At 39.3% G+C, this 21,810-nt stretch carries 19 protein-coding genes; 15 read left to right on the top strand and 4 right to left on the bottom strand.

Annotated elements, in window-relative coordinates; genetic code table 11:
- Positions 1–773: DUF4007 family protein (locus CEF22_RS04140; RefSeq protein WP_198508021.1), on the top strand; the 773-nt coding region annotated here is incomplete at its 5' end.
- Entirely contained in the window at positions 773–4,126 is a 3,354-nt protein-coding gene (locus CEF22_RS04145; protein ID WP_100401885.1) for a hypothetical protein, read from the top strand. The genes CEF22_RS04140 and CEF22_RS04145, both read left to right, overlap by 1 nt.
- A 37-nt stretch (positions 4,127–4,163) precedes the next feature.
- Here CEF22_RS04145 and CEF22_RS04150 read toward each other — a convergent pair whose 3' ends face one another.
- Complete coding sequence (locus CEF22_RS04150) at positions 4,164–5,042, bottom strand: hypothetical protein (protein ID WP_232726171.1); 879 nt, start codon at positions 5,040–5,042, stop codon at positions 4,164–4,166.
- 378 nt (positions 5,043–5,420) lie between these two features.
- Between CEF22_RS04150 and CEF22_RS04155 the strand changes: the two genes are divergently transcribed.
- From CEF22_RS04155 to CEF22_RS04170, 4 genes are all read left to right on the top strand, one after another.
- Positions 5,421–5,741: a hypothetical protein gene (locus tag CEF22_RS04155; RefSeq protein WP_100401886.1), complete on the top strand. Its 321-nt coding sequence runs from the start codon at positions 5,421–5,423 to the stop codon at positions 5,739–5,741.
- A 3-nt stretch (positions 5,742–5,744) separates the two neighbouring features.
- Positions 5,745–6,233, top strand: a complete 489-nt coding sequence (locus tag CEF22_RS04160) for a GNAT family N-acetyltransferase (RefSeq protein WP_332849161.1) — start codon at positions 5,745–5,747, stop codon at positions 6,231–6,233.
- Positions 6,234–6,339: 106 nt separating this feature from the next.
- A complete protein-coding gene (locus CEF22_RS04165) occupies positions 6,340–7,170 on the top strand; it encodes a YitT family protein (protein ID WP_100403904.1) in 831 nt (276 codons plus the stop codon).
- Between the two features lie 161 nt (positions 7,171–7,331).
- Positions 7,332–9,395 carry a bifunctional diguanylate cyclase/phosphodiesterase gene (locus tag CEF22_RS04170; RefSeq protein ID WP_100401887.1) on the top strand — a complete coding sequence of 688 codons (2,064 nt, stop codon included), beginning with the start codon at positions 7,332–7,334 and terminating at the stop codon, positions 9,393–9,395.
- A gap of 110 nt (positions 9,396–9,505) precedes the next feature.
- Here the strand turns inward: CEF22_RS04170 and CEF22_RS04175 are convergent, their stop codons facing one another.
- On the bottom strand, positions 9,506–11,194 hold the full coding sequence (locus CEF22_RS04175) for a hydroxysqualene dehydroxylase (protein WP_100401888.1): 1,689 nt from the start codon (positions 11,192–11,194) through the stop codon (positions 9,506–9,508).
- Positions 11,195–11,393: 199 nt separating this feature from the next.
- Here CEF22_RS04175 and CEF22_RS04180 point away from each other — a divergent pair, with 199 nt between their 5' ends.
- The 5 genes from CEF22_RS04180 (at position 11,394) to CEF22_RS04200 (ending at position 16,404) form a co-directional block, all read left to right on the top strand.
- The gene (locus CEF22_RS04180; protein WP_157843163.1) at positions 11,394–12,746 is read left to right on the top strand and encodes an MATE family efflux transporter; all 1,353 of its coding nucleotides are present in this window, start codon (positions 11,394–11,396) and stop codon (positions 12,744–12,746) included.
- Between the two features lie 266 nt (positions 12,747–13,012).
- Positions 13,013–14,257 (top strand): quaternary amine ABC transporter ATP-binding protein, encoded by a 1,245-nt coding sequence (locus CEF22_RS04185; RefSeq protein WP_100401890.1) that lies wholly within the window; start codon positions 13,013–13,015, stop codon positions 14,255–14,257.
- Positions 14,258–15,106 (top strand): ABC transporter permease, encoded by an 849-nt coding sequence (locus CEF22_RS04190; protein WP_100401891.1) that lies wholly within the window; start codon positions 14,258–14,260, stop codon positions 15,104–15,106. It begins immediately after the preceding gene.
- Positions 15,103–16,011, top strand: a complete 909-nt coding sequence (locus CEF22_RS04195) for a glycine betaine ABC transporter substrate-binding protein (RefSeq protein ID WP_100401892.1) — start codon at positions 15,103–15,105, stop codon at positions 16,009–16,011. Before CEF22_RS04190 ends, CEF22_RS04195 begins: the two co-directional genes overlap by 4 nt.
- Before the next feature lie 168 nt (positions 16,012–16,179).
- Complete coding sequence (locus CEF22_RS04200; RefSeq protein WP_100401893.1) at positions 16,180–16,404, top strand: hypothetical protein; 225 nt, start codon at positions 16,180–16,182, stop codon at positions 16,402–16,404.
- Between the two features lie 52 nt (positions 16,405–16,456).
- Here the strand turns inward: CEF22_RS04200 and liaG are convergent, their stop codons facing one another.
- Positions 16,457–17,296, bottom strand: coding sequence for a LiaG family protein (liaG, locus tag CEF22_RS04205; RefSeq protein WP_100401894.1), 840 nt, complete (start codon positions 17,294–17,296; stop codon positions 16,457–16,459).
- 28 nt (positions 17,297–17,324) lie between these two features.
- Complete coding sequence (locus CEF22_RS04210) at positions 17,325–18,173, bottom strand: DUF4097 family beta strand repeat-containing protein (protein ID WP_100401895.1); 849 nt, start codon at positions 18,171–18,173, stop codon at positions 17,325–17,327.
- Positions 18,174–18,364: 191 nt separating this feature from the next.
- Between CEF22_RS04210 and CEF22_RS04215 the strand changes: the two genes are divergently transcribed.
- The 4 genes from CEF22_RS04215 (at position 18,365) to CEF22_RS04230 (ending at position 21,786) form a co-directional block, all read left to right on the top strand.
- Positions 18,365–19,057: a response regulator transcription factor gene (locus CEF22_RS04215; protein WP_100401896.1), complete on the top strand. Its 693-nt coding sequence runs from the start codon at positions 18,365–18,367 to the stop codon at positions 19,055–19,057.
- 1 nt (position 19,058) lies between these two features.
- The gene (locus CEF22_RS04220) at positions 19,059–19,994 is read left to right on the top strand and encodes a sensor histidine kinase (protein WP_100401897.1); all 936 of its coding nucleotides are present in this window, start codon (positions 19,059–19,061) and stop codon (positions 19,992–19,994) included.
- Between the two features lie 171 nt (positions 19,995–20,165).
- Complete coding sequence (locus CEF22_RS04225) at positions 20,166–21,089, top strand: ABC transporter ATP-binding protein (protein ID WP_100401898.1); 924 nt, start codon at positions 20,166–20,168, stop codon at positions 21,087–21,089.
- Positions 21,082–21,786, top strand: a complete 705-nt coding sequence (locus CEF22_RS04230; RefSeq protein WP_100401899.1) for an ABC transporter permease — start codon at positions 21,082–21,084, stop codon at positions 21,784–21,786. Before CEF22_RS04225 ends, CEF22_RS04230 begins: the two co-directional genes overlap by 8 nt.
- The last annotated feature ends 24 nt before the right edge of the window (positions 21,787–21,810 follow it).

Here is a 21,810-nt window from a genome sequence, read left to right on the forward strand (position 1 = left end):
ACGAAGATGACCATTTTGAACGTTTAGGCATTGGGAAAAACATGGCTAAATCAGTTCGGCATTGGATGATTGCAACCAATGTTGTGAAAGATGTACGAGGAGCCAAAACGGAACAATATTTAACGGAAATGGGTAAAATAGTTGAAAGGTATGATCCTTTTCTTCAGAAAACGTTTACTAAAGGACTGTTACATTATTTTTTAGTTACTGATGAGGACATTGCAACAACCTGGTATTGGTTTTTTAATTCTTATAAGGAAGATGTGTTTGATAAAACAAGCGTGTTAGAAGCGTTAGAAAATTGGGTGAAAACGAACATCAAGAGATCAGTATCAACCAACTCTTTGCGCAGGGATATAGATTGTTTGTTTCAAACATATACTATAAAAAGATTTGAAAATGCAACTCCTGAAGACGTTATTCGAAGTCCTTTTGAAGAATTAGGCTTGTTAACTCAAACCATTAGAAGTTCATACACGAAAATGCCACTAGTTGATTGTAATCATTTTGAACTGTTTTTTGTCACGTTGTTGGCTTATATGCACAAGCATAATGTGTTTGAAGTAGATATAAATGATTTGACTAATGCTCCTGAATTATGGGGGAAGGTATTTAATCTTTCAAGAAGTACGGTTGTGGAAATAATAGAAGAATTACAAAAAGATTATCCCATCGTATTTACAAGAACAAACCGCCTAGATGTTGTCAGATTAAAAGAGAAAACAGACTTATATGTTCAAATTGAAAAGATTTATGAGGAAGAGGTATTATAATGAGCAGGTTTCAGCCAAGTATAAATATAGTTTACGACATAGGAAAAGCCGAGCTCTTCGATCAATTTGTACCAAACTTGAACCAGCTCGATATTATAGAAAAGGTGTTATCGGGGGTACTTGATGACCAAAGGCATTCTCATTTATTAATAGGCCCTTATGGAGCTGGAAAATCAATGGTTGGAGCTCTAATAACATCACTTTTATCTGCTAGAAAGAAGAGTAAAGATGTTAAGAGTTTCTTAGATAATGTATCTACTGTTAGTCCTGATTTTTTGAAAAATATTACTTCTAATTTGGAATTAAAGAAGATGAGATGGATTCCGATTGCCATCACAGGGAAAAGTGGAGATTTCGAAAAAATAATTCTTGATTCGATTTTAAGTAACTTAAAAAAGCAAGACATCACTATTTCATTAAAAGGAGATAGTGAACAAATATTAAAGACCGTAGCATTATGGCAAAGAGAATATAAGTTTACGTATAAACACTTAGAAGAATATTGTCATAGAATAGATATTTCACTGGAAGAGATGCTTAAAAAGATCAAAGCTGGGGATGAGGAGCTTATCATTGAGTTTAAGAAAATGTATCCTCATTTGACTTCTGGAGCAACTTTTATAAGCGAAGCAGATTCAACTTTTTCAGAGCAAATTGATCACATTTTAAAACAGTTAAACAGTAAAAAAGTTGGTTTGTTTATTGTTTACGATGAATTTGGGCGCTTTCTCCAAACAGTTAACCAAGCAGCTATTTATCAAACGATGCAAAGTATGCAGGATTTAGCTGAGATGGCTAATCGTGTTCATAATATGGGATTGTTATTCATTACTCATACAGGGTTAAAACAATATGCTTCAGCAAATAATAGTTTGTCAAAATCAGAACTTGAACGTGTTGAGAAGAGATTTCAAGATCATCGCCTTGAAAGTGATCCAGCTGTATTTTTCCGCTCGGCGTTTAAAATACTAGAATCTGTACGAAGAGAGAATAGTGGGAATCTTTTTCTATATAAAGATATAGATGAATTAAAAGGAGATATTATTAAGTATAATTTATTTCCTGAAATGAGCCCTTCAGAAATTGATGGTGCCATTTTAGAAGGATGTCAACCTATTCATCCTTTAGCCATCCGGCTGTTGCCTGTGTTATCAAATGTACTTGGACAAAATGATCGGACCTTGTATACGTTTTTAACGCATTTAGATGAAGATCTTTTTAGTACGACTTGGTATTATGCAGATCGCTTATTTGACTATTTTTATCCTGACGAGTCTGCCTTTTACTTAATTGAAGATTTGAAGTTTTATCGTTTAGCTATGACATATCAATTAAGTGAAGAAGCAAAAAGGCTTGTGAAATTAGTTACCCTTTTAAATATTATTAATAGACCGTTTTCAATAAATTCTTCATTTCTATCATTCGCTTTAGGGTTGTCAGAAAAGATTGTTAGTGCTGCGATTGAGCAACTAATAGAGTTCAAGTTAATACGTTATAATCGTTTTTCAGCTTCTTATGAACTTTTCAGTGGGTCAATCGTGGAGTTCGAGTCGATTTTTAAAGAGTTCAAAAGTTCGATCGTTATTAGTGATACAAGACGATTAAACTATGTCGATCGTATATTTAATGATAAATATTATTTACCGCTTGCTTATAATAGCGAAAAAAGTATGACTCGGTATATCGAAGCTAAATTTAGCTGGAAAGAACAACTTGATACGTTAGAAATCAACGGAGATGGAACACTTGTTTATTTGATGTACCGCGATATTGATGAGTACCACTCATTAATTACTAGATTAAAAGAAGAGAAAAGACAAAATATATTATTTTGTATTCCGAAACTAAATGTAGAGGAACTACATTCAAAAGTAGATGAGCTTGTCATTCTAGATACTATTTTGCATGACAAAGAGGTAATGCAAGAAGATGAGAATTTAAAATCCGAAGTAGAACTTCGTATAGAAAATGTAAGATATGACATTGAACAGTTATTGTTACCTTTAAGTCAATTTGATACAGATTTGTTAGTTTGGTTCTTTAATGGCGAAGAGCTTAAACCCTTTGGATCTAAACAATCTTTAGAAACTTTTTTATCAAAATGGATGTACAAGAGATACCCTTATACACTCGAAGTTCGAAACGAAGCCTTCAATAAAAAAACAGTCACATCTGTACAAAAAAAGGCGGCTATTTCAATTTTAGAACAGTTAGTGAAGCCAGAATTTGATGGGAAATTTTCAATTCAAGGTTTTGGTCCAGACTATTTAATCTATGCAACTCTTTTAAAAAATCAACAATATGATTTAAGTAATCTACATGCTCTTAAAAATGAAAACTTACACAGATTAAGAGAAGCATTAGTTAAGTATGTTCAAAGTAATGAGCGAGGAAAAATTTTAGATCTATATAATATACTATTAAATGAACCATTTGGAATGCGTGCCCCCTTAGTGCCAATATTAACAGTAGCATTATTAAAAGATTACTGGAACCAGATGGCTTTTTATGCAAATGATTTTTATGTAACAGAGATGTCTGCTCATTTACTTTATGAAATATTAGAGCAACGAGTAGAATTTTATGAATATGAAATTTATCAGTTATCAGATGAGACGACTAAGACGTTAGAAGCTCTAAATGAAGTGTTTTTTCAAAATGAACTACCTACTCAGCCAGTAGTAATCTTTGATTCTTTAACTTCTTGGCTAAGAGGTTTGCCGCGCTATACACAAATTACTAACAATCAATGTAATGATATCATTGCGTTCAAAGAAGCGATTCGTCATAGTGAAACTGATCCGCTTGAAGCAGCTTATCGGATTGAGCAGATTCTGAGAGACAGAAGCAAAATTGAACAATTATCAGAAATGAAAACAACTATGGAAGAATTTTTAGATTGTTCTTACAATGAACTAGAAGCTTCAATAGGTGAAATTTTCAAAATAACATCTAGAAAAGAATGGTTGAGATGGTTTGATATCAATATTGAGATGGTACGTAATAATCCTGTATTATTAGGGGTTATGAACAGCATGAAGAATCAAGAAGACTGGTTAGAATATTTAATTGAAAAAACAGTAGGTGTACGGTTAAAAGACTGGTCTGACATTACATACGACTCATTCTTTATGAGTGTAAAGCAGCTTCTTCAAATTAGTGATGAATCTTCAGTGGTTAAAATTGTAACTGGCGATCAAACGATTCTAAAAATAAAAGAAGTTGAAATGTCGGTCAAAGGAAAAACAGTATATAATAATTTGAATAGAATTGTTCAAGCAGGTGGAAGAACTATGTCTCCTGATGAAGTCAAATATATTTTATACAAGATTTTAACTGATATTGAAAAATAGTAAAAGTGCTGATTCCCATTTCGGAATCAGCACTTTTTTAAGAATAAGAACATACGCATGGAATAGAGTCATCTTTTTCATTTAAATATTTTTCAACTCCGTCACGTTCCATTAGCTCACGATACTCACGAAGAGTGAAAGCTTTTCCATTTCTTTTTAAAATAGAGACATCTTTTTGAAATGTTTCTCGGAATCTTTCTTCCATAGCCTCTTGTTCCGCATATTGATCTGGCCAAACTTTATAAAGAAGTGCGTAGTGTCCAAAGCCTCCACGTACACAACGTCCGGCACAGTTTGCATGTGAAAAGCCAAGACCGTACATGCGTGGAAGATCTATTTTCCACTCGTCGCGAATAATTATTTTTGCATCTAAGTCTTCTTTATACGTTTCGATCATTGGAAAACGAGTTTCGATTGGCTCAATCGGGTTATGCTCATAAAAGTTTTGTAGGTTAATTGCCCGATGCTGTTCATGAGGCCCGATACCAAAGTAAAGAATTGGTTCTAAATTATGCTCATCCCGCAGCTCTTCAAGAAAAATCAACGTTTGACGAACTTTTAATTCTTCAGAGCATTTTGCCATACGTGAATTTCCAAGGAAACGAACATCATGAAATACTTCTTCAGGAGTACGACCATCAATTCGTGTCGTTATCTCCATCCCGATATACTCAGCAACTTCTTCCATAAAACGATAATTATCAACATCTTCCCATAATGTATCTGTAAAGAACAGTATACAATTATCTTTCCCATATTTTTGTACGATATGATAAGCGATATATGCAGAAGAGGCTCCACCGCTAAACATAGCAACATGAACGTTTTTTCGCTCAGTCATAGGTTGTTTTGTTCCGGCTGTTAATACACCTAAAGCTGAACGATCAGACGTTTTAGTTGTTTTGACATTATTCATATTCAATTATCTTACACCTCACTAAGATGTTACTGTTCCAATAATAAAACTTTATCCTTTTAAGTATAACATTTTTTCAATCATAAAAAATTAAAACCACTTCAATAAAATGGCTTTTCGGATTTGTTAATATGTAGAATACATAACTAGTTCATTAGAAAAAACTCAAAATCAGAAAGCTCGTCTAATAAAAGAGTCACTAACAAACATCTAACTAAGCTATTTCACTCAATGTGGCTTCTTTTCACCCGAAATTGGTATAATCAAGCAAAAGGAGCCTCAAACGGATTTCCATCGATGAGGTAGTAAGGAAACTCCTGAACTATAAAACAGGAACTGTACTAGAAATTACATGAGAATGTGAGGAAAGGAGCCACCATGCAAATCTACAGTCTGTCTTCATTTGTTTTTTCGTTAATTGGTGCGATGTTTGTTGGGGTGTCGTTTGTTCTTGAGAATTTTGTGGAGTATGTGTTTGCGCTTGGGTTGGTGTTTTTGGGTGCTGGGATGTTGGTGAGTGTTGGGGCATTTCGAAATGGGGATATAGGTTGGTTGAAGTGGGTGGCAGTAGCGATTTTCTTCGGGGTGTTGCTGCTTGTCGTGTTGGTGGAGCCGTTTCATTTTGTGAGGTTGTTAGTTTGGGTGAAGAATTGGCCGGTGTTTGAGATGCTGGAGCGGATGTTTGCCGGAAAGGACTGAGGAATGATATTGAAAACGGAGAGATGTGAGCTTTGTTTGATTCAGCGCGCGGATGCAGCGGATGTGAAGCGGTTATATCAAAATGAGGAAGTGAGAAAGTATCTTGGGGGTGTTCGCGGGGAAGAGTCGATAGGAGTGATCATGGATGAGATGATTCACTCAGAGGAAGAGGCGTTCTATTGGGTGGTGAGAGAGAAAGGGACGGATGATTTTATTGGGCTTGTGTCGCTTGATCGTCATCATGATGGAGAAGATCTGGAGCTTTCTTATCAGTTGTTGCCGAGTTGGTGGGAAAGCGGTTATGCGACGGAAGTGGTGTGTGCGGTGATTCAGTATGGGTTATGTGAGTTGAAGTGTGGCAAGGTTGTAGCGGAAACTCAAATGGCGAATCTCGCTTCTTGCCGGTTGTTAGAACGAGTGGGGATGCGACTGGAGCGAAGGGTGAGGCGCTTTGGAGCGGAGCAAGCGATTTATGGTAAGGAGTCGGTATGAGTCTTTTTTCGTCCATTTGCATAGGTGCTTTTCCGATATTTCAGAAAAAACTTAATTTTACTTGAGAGGTTGTCTTTCCCTTATAATGAACAAAATAAGTAGTGGTATGTGTGTAAAGGGGGAAAGGCGTTTGAACTTATTGGTGATGGCGATTGGTTCGGCTATTGTGGGATTTGCTTATAATTTCTTTTTGATTCCGCATGAGATTTTGAGTAGTGGGTTGAGTGGGATTGCGATTATGTTTGGGTTGATCACGCCTTTGAATACGGGTGTGATTAATTTTTTATTAAATCTTCCTTTGTTGTTGCTTGGTGTGAGGAAGCTTGGGAAGCAGTTTATTTATTATACGATTTTTTCGGTTGTGATGATTTCTTTAAGTTTGTATGTGATTCCGATTTATCAAGTGTCGACTGAGCCGGTGTTGTCCTCGTTGTTTGGCGGGGTGTTGACGGGGCTTGGGATTGGTTTGATTTTTCGGGCATCGGGGTCGTCAGGCGGCTTTGATATTATTGCGATGTTGTTGACGAAGAAGAAGGACTTTCCGCTTGGCGCGTTGTTGTCGGCGATGAATGGAATTGTTGTGGCGGCGTCTGGGTTTATTTTTACTTGGGATGCGGCGTTGTATACGATGTTGGCGATTTATGCGACGGGGAAAGTGGTCGATGCGATCCATACGAACCATATTAAGTTGACGGTGACGGTGGTGACGGCGAAAGGGGAAGCGGTGAAGGATAAGCTGCTTTCGAATGTGTATCGCGGTGTGACGGTAATGCCAGGTGTTGGCGCGTATTCGGGTGAGGAGCGTGCGGTGCTGATGACGGTAATTACGCGTTATCAGTTAAGTAACGTGAGGCAAATGATTCATGAGGCCGATCCGGATGCGTTTATTAATGTGACAGAGACGGTGGAAGTGTTTGGGTCTTTTCACCGAGGATAGTTCGATAGCCTTTTCCTGATGGGAAGGGCTATTTTCCTATTTAAAGAAGAAATTTTGACATATTACATATTCATATTGTCGATAATGCATGAAAAAGGGTAGAATGGCATAGATGGGGTGCCTATCACTCCCCGAATTTTGTCGGAAAAGAGAGGAAAAGTATGTTTTCATCGCCTTCTATAGCTCAATATGAAGTTCTTCAAGGGGAGTATTCGATCCCAATAGTTGCTCTTTCGGTTTTAATTGCGTGGGCGGCCGCTTATACTGCGTTAAGTATGAATGAGCGCTCGCGTAAGAGTAGTTTCTTTCATCAAAATTTGTGGTTGGTGCTTGCAGCTATTTCGATGGGGATCGGGATTTGGTCGATGCATTTTGTTGGGATGAGTGCATTATCATTGCCTGTCCACATGCATTATGATCGTATGCTTACGTTTATTTCGGTCGTTCCAGCGATGATTGCTTCTTTTCTTGCTTTCTATTTCTCTAGCCGTTCAAGGCGTACAAAGACTTCTTATTTAATTGCGGGTCTTGTGATGGGGACAGGAATTTCCGCCATGCATTATGTTGGCATGGCAGCGATGAAAATGGATGGAGTTATTTATAGTTATCATTTTGGGTTATTTGCTCTTTCTGTTGTGATTGCGGTGGTTGTTTCTTGTGTAGCATTGTATGTATTTACTATTCTTCAACATCAAACGGAACGCTTTTCCATTCGAGTAGTGATTGCGTTAATATTAGGGTTAGCTGTTTCGAGTATGCATTTTATAGGGATGGCTGCGGTGACATTTTATGTGCCGGTTAATCAGTCGTTAATGGAAGGCATGGCTCATTCGATGGATGTCTCCTTTTTAGCTAAGAGTGTGGCGGTGAGTATGGCTTTATTATTCGGTTTGTTGTTAGTTTCGAGTGTGTTAGATCGTTATGTAGCCCATCAATTGCGTTACTTTGATTCATTAACGAGACTACCGAATCGCCGTCTATTTGAGAAAAATGTGGAGAATCTTTCTTACGATGTGTTAGCGGTGTGGCATTTACATGATTTAGAGTCATTGAATCGAGCAAATGGATATACGTTTGTTGATGAAGTGATTAAAGAGACGAGCCGCTTGTTGAAATCGACGCAGCCGCCTTTGGCTGATTTGTATCGGTTAGATGGACATCGGTTTGCTTATGTGGCGCGTGATCCAAAAGAAGGGCGTGTGTTGCAAGAGGCAATGGAGAAGACAGCTGAGCTGTTGAAGCAGCCGCTCCTTGTGAAAGAGCAGCAAGTGAAGCTGGAAACGGTTTGCGCTTTTTCAACAATTGATGTCGACGATCAGTCGGCTGATTTGTATTCACGAGTGATAGCTGTGTTGAATCATCCAACGATTCAATTTCAGCATGAGATCGTTCGCTATAACCCGACCATTCACACCCAGTCGTTTGCTCAATCGCTTATTGCCGATGTGGAACGAGCGATGGCGGAGAATGAGCTGTATGTTGTTTACCAGCCGAAAGTGTCAACGGCGTTAAAGAAAATGGTTGGTGTCGAAGCGCTGCTTCGCTGGGAGCATCCGGAGCATGGATTTCTCTCGCCAGCGGTCTTTATTCCGATTTTAGAAAAAAATAACAAGATGATGGATGTGACGGATTGGATCATTGATCAAGTGTGCCAGCAGCTGCAAGCGTGGCAAACAAACAAGGAGCATGACTGGCTAGTGGCGGTCAATATTCCAGGAAACTATGTCACTTCTCCTCGACTGTTACATAATGTTGTAGATCGAACGGGTTTTTATGGGGTTGATCCGAAATATTTAGAGCTCGAAATTACCGAAACAAGCTTTGTGAAAACGATTGATGGCGCGATTGAAGCGGTTAATCAATTTCGAGAAAAAGGATTCGGTGTCGCGTTAGATGATTTTGGTACAGGAGTCTCTTCGCTCTCTTATTTAAAGAAAATCCCTATCTCTACGTTGAAGATTGATAAATCCTTTGTAGATGGTGTACCTCAGTCAGAAAAAGATTCGGCGATCATTCAATCGATTATCTCACTAGGAGAATCACTGAAACTCAAAGTCGTCATAGAAGGGGTAGAAACGAAAGAACAAGTTGACTACTTAACAACTACATGTAACTCGCCTGTCATTCAAGGCTACTACTACTCCAAGCCATTGAAAGCTCATGAAGTGGTCGAGTGGTATTCTTCTTCGACAAGTGCCTGTCACTCCCCGAGTTTTGTCGATTAATATATATAGAACAAGCCGCTCCTTTTAAGGAGCGGCTTGTTATTTGAATACACGTACTAGTCTCCAGCCAACGAGAGGTGATAGTTGTACATGGAAATAGATGATAGGATTCAGAAAATCTTCTTCATATATAACCAGGGAACATACTTGGCTGTGGATAAGATTCGTTTCATCATCGAACATCTTCCGTCCCAAGGGAGCCCCTGGTGAAAGCGGTGTTGATCGTGAACATGCCATGGGGTGAGAAGGTCAAACGTATACATCTCCCATAGTTTGCATTTGCGTGTTCTTGATTGAGAAGCATCAATAATACCATTGACTGCACGGCGAGCCGCCTCGTTTGATGCTTCCATCGAGGCTAAATCAGTATTTGTTCGCACATAGTCAGAGGCGAGAAATAAGTTTTTTATGCGTGTCGTTGCGTCAGGTCTGAGCTTCCATGTGTTCACATTATTCACTAACAGCGGTGAATGATTTTTACTGTGAGGCGGCTTTAACGTCATGTCTGGATCGATAAAACTAGAGTGAAGGTCTTTATCGTGAAGAATCGTGTTTCCGGTGTTCAAGCTTCGTTTTAATTGAGCCCAAACTTCTTTTTTAATCTCTGCTTCTGTACATTGCGCGGCTGTTTTCCCATAGAGGATGCCGGGCCTGTGCCACTCGGACACGCAAACGGAGATAATTCCTTTCACCGTGCCGTCACCGTATGTTTGTAAATTCGTCGAAGGCCAAAATTGTTTTTGCGAAATGAGTGTTAATGCCCAAGGCGCATCGATGCATAAAATATGACCGTTAATAATAGGAATGTCTCGTTTTACATAAAATTGAACGCCATTCATCCAGCCGACACTTTGCGCTAGTTGTTTCATTCCTTGTAATTTAGGATCAAGCTCGATCATTTCAGGAGTGACTAATGTTTCCATCGTTTCGATCGGTAAGGCGAAAAGAAAATAGTCTCCCTTGACGGTTGATTGGCGACCGAGGTGTTGAACGATAACGTGGCTAATCCTTTGTTGTTCACATTCTATCTTTACGCACTTAGCATCGGCGACAAAGCGTACGCCTTTTTTTCTTAAATGGGTTAGCCAAGGGGTGATCCATTGATCATTGGTCGGTCCATTTAACAATCGGTCACTAGGAGGTCCAGGAAGCATCAAGTCTAACAGCAGTTGTGAAAACACGTTGCCAATCGTTTTTAAGCTCGCTTCTCTCGCTTTAGCAGCCACGAGGGATCGCGTCATGCCTTCAACTATTTTTTGAAAAGCTTCGGATTTGTGATCAGCTTCAACATAATCCCACCAGCTGATCGATTCGTACTCTTTGTTTCTCCTTTCAGGGCAGCTAGTCACCACTTGCCACACTCGTTCTACGAGAAAATCGAGATCGTGACCAGAAAGTCTCCAGTTTGTTTGAAATAAAGATTTCATATTCGTTCTTAAATGAACGAATGACTTTGGAAACCCTAGAGCAAAGGGGACAAGCGGTTTGTCGAAACGAGCGAGCCCCATTTCCTTGGCATTTACTAAGTGGTGATATACTGTTTTCTTTTTATCGACAGGAATTCTTTTCATCGTATGAATTACATGCTGATAAAAGCCCGGGAAAAAACGAAAGCCATGCTCGCCAGGAAGCTCTTTGTTTCCGTCCGTTGCCGAATGAGGCACTGAGACGGACCGAGCCTTTCCACCTGGAATGGACTTTGCCTCATAAATTGTCACATCAAATCCCCGCTCGATTAACTCATGTGCCGCACTCAATCCTGCAATCCCCCCACCGAACACAATTGCTTTCTTTTTCACCCCGTCACCACCTATGAAGATTCAATATCGCATTATATGCGAGATAGGAGGTAGCTATCACTTCGCTTTTGTATTTGCCCAATTCAACCGATTCAATTAACAAAATGATAATGACTTTTTACTTTTAAGTCATCCACTGTTAATAATCCTCGTTTATTATTTTGAAAGTGAACATTCGTTAATCGTTGTAGGAGGAATTGTGAATAGTTTAAATAGGGAATTTAATCAAGATGTCAAAGTATTAGTGATCCCTTTTATTATTCAGAAGGTGATCGGAGATTCGTTTGCTTTAATTGATACGTTAATGATTGGAGGAATGGGGGATTCTGCGATTGCGGCAGTAGCCGCGGCTGGACAAATTACCTTTGTTCTGACGATGATTATATCCGCTCTTCAAGGGATTTCGGTTTATATTACGCAGTTTTTCGGAAAAGGGGATATGGAGAATGTGAAGAAAGCAATGGGGTTAATGTTGCTTTCTAGCTTAGCGGTTTCGTTGATCACTTTTACCATTGTTGTCCTTTTCAAAGAAGAGATACTATCGGTTTTTCTAAAGGAAGAACAAGCTTTAGTGTACGGTTTGCAATATGTTTCGATTATCGTGTATGTGTATATGTTAAATGCGTTTAAAGATTCGTTTGCGAATGCTTTAGGTGCGATTGGAAAAATGAAATTAATAGTGTACACAGGGATCATCGGGATGGTTATCAATACGCTATTGAATTATATGCTGATTTATGGGCATTTCGGCTTTCCGGCGTACGGGGTAAAAGGAGCGGCTTTAGCGACGCTCATTTCCACTTTGATTTCCACACTGCTGTTAGTCGGTGTGATTTATTTGAAAAAGTATTATGTCAACGTATCATTGAAACATATTTTTGCGATTGATTGGAAATTTGCTAAAACGATCTTGAGTAAAACGACACCGTTAGTGTTCCATGAAGGGTTATGGTCGATGGGAAATATGTTATATGCGGTTGCGTTTGGACATATGGGCGTGAATGCTTTAGCTACGTATCAATTGGCACGTACGTTTGATACCTTTTTCCGGACGGGGGTTTCTGGTTTTGCTTTTGCCTCGAGAGTAATGATTGGCAAAAAATTAAGCAAGGAAGATCCTAGTGAGGCTGTGATCTATGCGTCGAAATTTACAAAAATCACGATTTATTCAGCGATGGTGTTCGGGTTACTAATGATCGTGTTAAATCCAGTGATTATCGGTTTGTTTCAAAATGTGAGTCAAGAAGTGAAAGACTCTTTAAGCAATGTATTGTACATTCAAGCTTTATTATTGGTGACGAATTTTCTAAATAATGTTTGGATTATTGGTGTATTTAGACCTGGTGGTGACAATTTGTATACAATGAAATTGATTATTTTCACTACGTGGTTTGTGGCGTTACCTTTAGTGTTTTTAGGTGCTTACGTGTTCGAATGGCCTATTGAAATCGTCTACTTATTATTTGCCTTTGAGGAAGTTTCCAAAGCATTCATTGGCTATTTCCGATATCGTTCCCAAAAATGGGCGAATAACTTAGTGCATGATATGTGATTATGGCAAAAAATCCAGCAGACAAGCGATTGTTTGCTGGATTTTTTTATAGATGTGAATAACATAGCTTCAAGTGAACAGGGAGGATATTGCAGGAAAATAGAGAAAATTCGATTAATTTTAAGGATATGCACTGTTTTATTCGTGCAGTTTTAACTTTACAAAGTGTACGAAGCGGAGATCACGTTTTATGCCGTTTGTGTCAAAAACGTGAAGTTTATTACAATAGAATAGTATTGACAAAAAAGGTAATGAGAGGTGAGAGGATGAATGAAGCACAAGTGAAGAAAGTGGAAGTGAAGCATGTGACGAAAGTATTTGGGAAGCATGTGAAAAAAGCGACACAGCTTTTGCAAGAGGGTAAGTCGAAACAGGAGATTTTGAAAGCAACGGGTGCAACAGTCGGTGTTAATCAGGCGAACTTTGATATTTACGATGGAGAGATCTTTGTTATTATGGGACTTTCCGGAAGTGGGAAATCGACGCTCGTTCGTTTGTTGAATCGATTGATTGAGCCATCGACAGGCCAGATTCTGATTGATGGGCAAGATGTGATGAAGATGAACAAAGAACAGTTGCGTCAAGTAAGAAGACAGAAGATGGGGATGGTCTTTCAAAATTTTGCGCTATTTCCACACCGAACGGTTCTTAGTAATACGGAATATGGATTGGAGATTCAAGGGGTGGATAAAGGAACAAGGCAGCAAAAAGCGAAAGAAGCGCTGAAACTCGTTGGTTTAGAAGGATATGAAGCACAATATCCGAAGCAGCTGAGTGGAGGGATGCAGCAAAGGGTCGGACTTGCGCGTGCACTTGCGAATGAGCCAGATATTTTACTGATGGATGAAGCCTTCAGTGCCTTAGATCCGCTCATCCGCAAGGACATGCAGAACGAGTTGCTTCAATTGCATGATTCGATGGGGAAAACGATTATTTTTATTACCCATGACTTAGATGAAGCGCTCCGAATTGGTGATCGCATTGCGTTAATGAAGGATGGGCAAGTGGTACAAATCGGCACGCCGGAAGAAATATTAATGAACCCATCGAATGAATATGTGGAGAAGTTTGTGGAGGATGTCGATTTATCGAAAGTATTCACAGCTGCACATATTATGAAGCCAGCGGAAACAGTCCAAATCGATAAAGGAGCAAGAGTGGCTCTGACGTTAATGAAAAATTTTAAAATTTCCTCTATCTATGTTGTCGATAAACAAAATCATTTATTAGGAGCAGTTACGGCTCAAGCAGCGAAAGAAGCGGTAGAAACAGGGAAAACGCTCGAACAAGTGCTCAGTCGAGAAATTTCAACGGTCGCACCAGAAACACGCTTAGTCGATTTATTTCATTTAGTGTCGATGTCGTCTGTTCCAATAGCTGTTGTCGATGACGCTCATCGCATGCAAGGAATCGTCATTCAAGGAGCTTTAATTGGCGCATTGGCCGGAAATGATGTGTATATTAACGATCTAGATGAATATAAGCCAGACGGATTAAAGAAGGTGGATTAAGTGAGTGAATTACCGAGAATACCGTTAGCAGATTGGATTGATGAGTTGGTTGATTGGCTCGTTAGTCAATTCGGTGGATTATTTGAAGGAATTTCCAACGGGCTTGAACAAATGGTTGAAGGGATGGTAACAGGGTTTGGAGCTGTGCCAGCGATTCTTCTTGCCTTGATTATCGGAGGGGTTGCTTGGTTTGTTTCAAATAGAAATGTCGCAATATTTTCTATTATCGGTTTTCTTATCATTGATTATTTAGGTTATTGGGATGCGATGCTCCAAACGTTGGCTCTCGTCTTAACGTCCGTTATCATTTCCATTGTTGTGGGCATTCCAGTCGGGATTCTAGCTTCACAAAAAGACAGTGTAAGAAGAATCGTCACTCCATTACTTGACTTTATGCAAACGATGCCGGCCTTTGTTTATTTATTACCGGCGATCTTTTTCTTTAATATTGGGGTTGTCCCTGGTGTCGTCGCCTCAGTGATCTTTTCGATGCCACCGACGATTCGGTTAACGATCTTAGGGATTCGTCAAGTGCCGAATGATTTAATTGAAGCGACGGAAGCATTTGGCTCGACGACGAGTCAGCGTTTAATGAAAGTACAACTTCCACTTGCGATGCCAACGATCATGGCGGGGATTAATCAAAGCATTATGCTTGCACTTTCGATGGTCGTGATCGCCTCGATGGTCGGAGCGCCGGGGCTAGGAGAAGAAGTATATCGAGCGGTTACTCAGCTGAAAATTGGGGTCGGCTTTGAAGCAGGAATTGCGATCGTGATTTTAGCAATTGCCTTAGATCGAATGACACAAAATATTGGGAAGCAAAATGAAGGGAGCAAAGTATCTTGATTAAAAAAATTATCGGTTTTAGTAGCGCAGCCATTTTAGCGATGGGGCTTGCGGGGTGTAATAGTGAGACGGAAGTGAAAGATGGCAATAGTGAAAATAGTGGGAACAGCACAAGTGTTGGTGAAAGCCTAGATTATAAAATTACGGGCATTGATCCAGGGGCTGGTATTATGGAAGCGACGGATCGTGCGATTAAAGATTATAAGTTAGATGATTGGAGTGTCATATCAGGTTCTAGTGCGGCAATGACAGCAGCCTTGAAAAAAGCATATGACAAACAAGAGCCGATCATTGTAACAGGCTGGAACCCACACTGGATGTTTTCTGAATATGATTTGAAATATTTAGAGGATCCTAAAGGTTCATATGGCGGAGCGGAAGAGATTCATTCGATTGGCCGTGTTGGGTTGAAAGAGGATATGCCGCAAGCTTATCAAGTGCTTCAACAATTTAAATGGGAAGATGCTGATATGGGAGCGGTCATGGTTGATATTCAAAAAGGTGACAAACCAGAAGAGGCGGCAGCTAAATGGGTAGAAGCGAATAAAGATAAAGTGGACGCATGGACGAAAGGTGTCGAGAAGGTGAAAGGCGATGAAATCGAATTCGTTTATGTTGCTTGGGATAGCGCGATGGCTAGTCATTATGTCATGAAAAAAGTATTAGAAGACGTTGGGTACAAAGTAAAGCTGACACAAGTAGAAGCAGGGCCGATGTGGACAGCGGTCGCTGATGGCAGTGCGGATGCGATGCTTTCCGCTTGGCTACCAGTTACCCACAAAACATATGTGGAAAAATATGAAGGCAAATTTGAAGACATCGGCGTAAGTATGGAAAACGTTAAGATCGGTCTAACCGTTCCTACTTACATGGACATTGATTCGATTGAGGATTTAAAAGAATAGTGGAAGCGAAGGGAATGTATTAGCATTCCCTTTATTTGTTATTTTAAAACGAACGTTTGTTCTTGTTGTTTCGTGTAAAAGCGTGTTATAATGAAGGGGAAATTGAAACTAGCCATTTAGACGTTGTCAACATAGATATCAGTGAAACAGAGAAGGAGGAATTGAAGTATGAGCCCATCCATCGATGCAGCCGCCATCCTACAAGCGATTATGGAGCTATCTGATCAAATGAAAGCCATGGAGCAACGATTGACAGAAAGAATTGATGCAGTGGAAGCAAGGTTAACGGTGGTAGAAGAAAAAATCGATAAAGTCGATGCAAAATTCACCGTTTTAGCAGAAGAAATGATCGAGACAAAAGCGGATGTGTTAATGTTGAAAAAGGTGAAATAAAAAGTAGTGGATGAAAACAGCGACCCATCTTAACGAAGAGGTCGCTGTTTTATTAATAAATATCCACATTTCCACTTGATATGGACACGTCAATTTTATATTTCCCAGAACCGTGTTTTCCGGCAATATTTCCATCATCGACTTTTTGATCTTTTAACGGAAAGTGGCAGGAAATGTCGCCGCTGCTTGCTTCACCTTTTAACGTAAAGTCTGCTTGATCGGGAAGGTCGAGCTTGACACTTCCAGAACTTAAATCAAAACGGACATCGCCGACTAGTTTTTCCATTTCTACGCGCATATCTCCAGAAGAAAGATCGCCTTCAATCGGGCCAACGTAGTTTCGAAGCACTACATCACCTGAACTCATATCAAAGCTACCTTCTTTTGTTGTTAGTGAATCAACGGTTAATTTCCCAGAGGAACCGTCATGTTCAAATTCTGTCGTTTCTAAATTAGCTAGCTTTATATGGCCTGAACTCATATCGATATTCAGTCGGTCTAGCTTCATCGGCTTCGATTCGGATTCACCTGAAAACGTTAAATTCCCAGAGCCGATGTTGAGATCGAGATGGCGTTCATACGCTTTCGGAATATATACGGTGACGTCTGATTCCCCAAAGAATGAAAACCACTGGTACCATTTGCGCTTCACTTCTACTTCAATGGTATCGCCATTTTTTTGGACGGAGAGTGTGCCTTTGCCATCAAGCTCAGCTTGCACATCATCTCGCTTTTCGGAAATGATCGTTGTATCACTGCTGTCGATATTTAACTCAATCGTATCAATCCGATCGGTCACATCAGCACGAGTTCCTGTCGATTGGTCTTTTTTTATCAAAAATGCTGTGCCTAATGCTAACACGATGATGAGAATAACGAAAAATTTTCTCATAGTTTTCCTCCTTGCTTTACGTTTGCCATTAATAAATTTCCATCTCGCCAGCCGCTACTGACACGTCCATTTGATATTTCCCGGAGCCGTGTTTCCCGGAAATATTTCCGGTGCGACTCTCTTGATTTTGTAGAGGGAAGTCACAGGAGATATTACCCAATTCTGACCGGCCTTTTAATGAAAAATCGGCTTTATCAGGGAGGTCAAGCGCGACGCTTCCAACGTTTACATCGAAACGGACATCACCAACGAGTTTTTCCATTTCAACCTCCATATTTCCAACGGCTAGATCCCCTTCAAGAGGACCTGTGTAACGAGTAAGTGTTACATCACCTGCACTAACATCAAAGCTACCTTCTTTCGTTGTTAACGAATCAATCGTTAATTTGCCTGCAGAAACCTCTAGTACCCATTGAGCCGTGTTTAAATGGCTGAACTCTACATTTGCCGCATTCATCTCCGTATTTACTGTATCGAGCTTCATTGGATTTGCTTCGGATGCACCTGAAAATACTAAATTTCCAGCGTCGATATTGAATTCCATGTCGCGGTCGTAATCTTCCGGAATATAAACGGTGGCTGTCGCTGATTTTCCAAAAGATAAAAATGATTGATACCATTTCTGTTTCACTTCTACTTCAATCGTATCCCCATTTTCGCGAACGGAGAGCGTTCCTTTTCCTTTAAGATCCGCTTTCACATCATCGCGTTTTTCGGCAATGATCGTTGTATCGCTACCTTCCATGTTTAATTCAATTTTATTAATGTCTTTTGTTAAATCGGCACTGTTTTCTGTCGATCCTCTAGTTTGGTTGAAGATATAAAAAGCTGTACCGAACGCTAAGATGACAAGAATAAAGGCAATAATATTTTTCACTGTTGTTCCCTCACTTCTGTTTTTTCCTTCTAATCTATACTGCTATTTTATTTGGTTTTCCAAGTTTAAACAATGAACTCGAGGTTTAGTTTCAACTCAGACTAGAGACGGAGGATATTCATTCACATGTGATCGATCCTACGGTACAATTAATCATACTAATATATGTAAAGTTAGGAGATAAAAAGAAGATGTCCTCTCGTATATTGCTAGTAGAAGACGACCAATCGATTCAAGAAATGGTAGGCAGTTATTTAACAAAAGAAGGTTTTACCGTAACGACAGCTTCAGATGGAGAAGAAGGACTACTGAAATTTACACAAGAGTCGTTTGATTTACTCATTTTAGACATTATGATGCCGAAGATCGACGGGTTAGAAGTGGTGAGGTTGGTTCGTGAAAGAAGTGCTGTGCCGATTTTAATGATGTCGGCGAAAGATACAGATGTTGATAAGGCAATCGGGTTAGGCCTTGGTGCCGATGATTATATTTGCAAGCCGTTTTCTATGATTGAGTTATGCGCACGAGTAAAGGCGGGCATTCGTCGTTCGACCCAATATTCCACTCCGCAGCAACAAGAGGAAGTGATTCAAGTTGGTGAGTTAAAAATAGATAGTATCAATTTTACAGCTTGGAAGAAAGAAGAAGTGATCAAACTTACCTCTAAAGAATTCGAATTATTGAAGCTATTCATGAAAAATCGCAATCGTGTATTTACGAAAGCGCAAATTTATCAACTGATTTGGAATGAAGAATATTATGGTGATGAAAACGTCATTAACGTTCATATGAGACGGCTGCGAGAGAAAATTGAGGATGATCCGTCCAACCCACAGTATATTAAAACGTTATGGGGAATCGGCTATAAGCTAGAAGTGATGTAGCATGGTTATGTTATTAACGACGATGATATTCATGCTACTAGGTGTGATTTTCTTTCAATATCGGATGCAGAAAAGTAAAGATGAACAGTTGCGTTATACATATGAAAAATTGCAAGAAATCGCTGGAAAGCAAACAGCTGAAAAGTTGTTAGTCGTGACCGATGATCAAGAACTGCAAAAGTTGTTGGTCGCTATTAATCGTTTGTTAGAAGCGAAACAAAAAACTAATGCGGATCATGCGAAGGTAGAAATATCGATGCGTAAGATGCTTTCGAATGTGTCGCATGATTTAAAAACACCGCTCACGGTCATTCTTGGGTACATCGAAATATTACAAACCGATCCTACGCTGTCTGAAGAAGAGCGGCAAGCATTGCTGAAAAAAGTGCAACTGAAAACGTATGAACTGATGGAACTTATTCATAAATTTTTTGACTTAGCAAAATTGGAGTCGGGAGATCAAAGGATCGAGCTAACGAGAATCAATGTGAATGAAGTGTGTCAGGCAAATATTTTATCCTTCTATGATGTACTGACGACGAAAGGATTCGCTGTTCATATTGATCTACCGGAAACGCCTCTCTATGCACTTGGAAATGAGGAAGTGTTAGGACGGATATTAAATAATCTAATTTCGAATGCGATTGCGTACGGAGGAGATGGGAAAACGCTTGGTATGACCGTAAGAAATGAGGAAAAGTTGGTGTGCATTGATATATGGGATAAGGGAAAAGGAATTTCTGAGTCTCATATCGACAAAGTATTTGAACGTATGTACACATTGGAGGATTCAAGGAATCGTTTGTACCAAGGTAGCGGGCTTGGATTGACGATTACGAAGCGGCTTGTGGAAGCGTTAGGTGGAGAAATCCATCTTTCCAGTAAACCTTACGGGAAAACCGTGTTTACCATCATGTTGAAAAGAATGGAGTTTTAGCTTGTGGACAAGGTAGGTTCTGCAAGCTTTTTTCTTGCCTTTCGCTTTTTTGTCCAGCTCCAACGTCGCCTTTCGCTTTTCTATGAGCTTAAGAAATTTGTAAGGATTGAGTAAGAAAAAAGAGAAGTTCGCTTCGTACAATTGAACTATACAGTGAAAGGAGAAAACAATATGTCCTATATATTAAAAACGAATCAACTAACAAAGGTGTTTGACGGGAAAGAGGTTGTTTCCGCGGTCAATATGCATGTGAAGCAAGGGGAGATTTACGGATTTTTAGGGCCAAATGGTGCTGGTAAAACAACGGTCATGAAAATGCTGACGAATTTAATCAAGTCGACGAGCGGTGATATTGAAATTTTCGGTGAGAAATTAACGGATACTTCCTACGAAGTGCTCAAGCGAATGGGAACTATTATTGAATATCCGATCTTTTATGAAAAACTCACAGCTAAAGAGAATCTTTACTTACATTGTGAATACATGGGCTACTATGATAAGACGGCGATTGATCACGCGTTAAATCTTGTGAATTTACATAATGTCGACAACAAAAAAGTAAAAGATTTTTCCCTTGGGATGAAGCAGCGGTTAGGAATTGCTAGAGCGATTACGACAAAGCCTGAATTATTAATTTTAGATGAGCCGATCAATGGGTTAGACCCTATCGGTATTAAAGAGTTAAGAGAATTATTTAAAATACTTTGCAAAGAATACGGCATTACATTGTTAGTTTCTAGTCATATTTTAGCAGAAATGGAGCAGATGGCTGACACGATTGGAGTGATTCAAAACGGGAAGCTGATCAAAGAAGTGTCGATGCAAAGCATTAGTGGTGAACAAACCGAGTATATCGAAGTCACGGTTCACGATGTCAAAAAGGCTGTTTATATTTTAGACCATCAATTAGGTCTGAAAAACTATAAAATCATGAATGATAAAATGATTCGTATTTATGAAATGACAGCTACCCAGCAAGAAATTTCAAAGACACTGATTATGAATGATATCGAGATTGAAAGCATCAATAAGAAGCATAGCTCATTAGAGGAGTATTTCCTAAACCTTATGAATGGAGAGGGAATCCATGCTTAAACTGGTGAAACTAGAATGGAAAAAACATCAATTACCTCGTTATTTTAAAAGTGTAGCGTTTTGTATTTTAGGAATTTTCGCTGCTGTTGGTCTGATGGCGTGGGGTTCTAAAGTTGAGAGTGATCTAATGTTTGCAAATTATGCAGAGTTTATGGCTTTAACAAATATCTTGATTAGAATCACATTTATCATTTTTTCAGCTGTCCTTTTATCACGCTTAGTCATTGATGAATACAAAAATAAAACGATGCAATTACTGTTTACCTATCCGATCGAGCGAAAAAAATTAATGCAAGCAAAGCTATTCATCGTCTTTAGTTTTTGTTTTTTCAGCATCGTGCTCTCAACTTTTATCATTAGTTTGTTGACGTTTTTCTTCAATCCTATTATAGGATTCTTTGAAACTCCTGTTCAGATGAGTGACATCATTGCGATAGTTCCGTCGACTTTTATTCATGCATTTATGGTTGCTGGCATTAGTCTCGTTCCGCTATATTTCGGAATGAGAAAAAAATCAACTCCTACAACGATTACAACATCGGTATTAATTGGATTTCTAATTAACGCCAACGTGTCTGATGGGGTGAGCAATATAAGTTTATATGAATTCATTGTCATACCACTGGCCCTTTGTTTATTAGGGATGATGATTGGCTATCTTTCTTACCGTAAAGTGGACCGAATCGATGTGGTTTAAGTTTAAAAGAAGGAGAGGGAGTCC

It is taken from the genome of Bacillus sp. FJAT-42315, assembly GCF_002797375.1.
GTDB lineage: Bacteria > Bacillota > Bacilli > Bacillales > Domibacillaceae > Bacillus_CE.

Excerpts from the sequence above, each read along its gene's own strand:
- CEF22_RS04145 (WP_100401885.1), top strand. The coding sequence starts at position 773 with ATGAGCAGGTTTCAGCCAAGTATAAATATAGTTTACGACATAGGAAAA.
- CEF22_RS04150 (WP_232726171.1), bottom strand. The coding sequence starts at position 5,042 with ATGAATAATGTCAAAACAACTAAAACGTCTGATCGTTCAGCTTTAGGT.
- CEF22_RS04155 (WP_100401886.1), top strand. The coding sequence starts at position 5,421 with ATGCAAATCTACAGTCTGTCTTCATTTGTTTTTTCGTTAATTGGTGCG.
- CEF22_RS04160 (WP_332849161.1), top strand. The coding sequence starts at position 5,745 with ATGATATTGAAAACGGAGAGATGTGAGCTTTGTTTGATTCAGCGCGCG.
- CEF22_RS04165 (WP_100403904.1), top strand. The coding sequence starts at position 6,340 with ATGTGTGTAAAGGGGGAAAGGCGTTTGAACTTATTGGTGATGGCGATT.
- CEF22_RS04170 (WP_100401887.1), top strand. The coding sequence starts at position 7,332 with ATGTTTTCATCGCCTTCTATAGCTCAATATGAAGTTCTTCAAGGGGAG.
- CEF22_RS04185 (WP_100401890.1), top strand. The coding sequence starts at position 13,013 with ATGAATGAAGCACAAGTGAAGAAAGTGGAAGTGAAGCATGTGACGAAA.
- CEF22_RS04200 (WP_100401893.1), top strand. The coding sequence starts at position 16,180 with ATGAGCCCATCCATCGATGCAGCCGCCATCCTACAAGCGATTATGGAG.
- liaG (WP_100401894.1), bottom strand. The coding sequence starts at position 17,296 with ATGAGAAAATTTTTCGTTATTCTCATCATCGTGTTAGCATTAGGCACA.
- CEF22_RS04215 (WP_100401896.1), top strand. The coding sequence starts at position 18,365 with ATGTCCTCTCGTATATTGCTAGTAGAAGACGACCAATCGATTCAAGAA.
- CEF22_RS04220 (WP_100401897.1), top strand. The coding sequence starts at position 19,059 with ATGGTTATGTTATTAACGACGATGATATTCATGCTACTAGGTGTGATT.
- CEF22_RS04225 (WP_100401898.1), top strand. The coding sequence starts at position 20,166 with ATGTCCTATATATTAAAAACGAATCAACTAACAAAGGTGTTTGACGGG.
- CEF22_RS04230 (WP_100401899.1), top strand. The coding sequence starts at position 21,082 with ATGCTTAAACTGGTGAAACTAGAATGGAAAAAACATCAATTACCTCGT.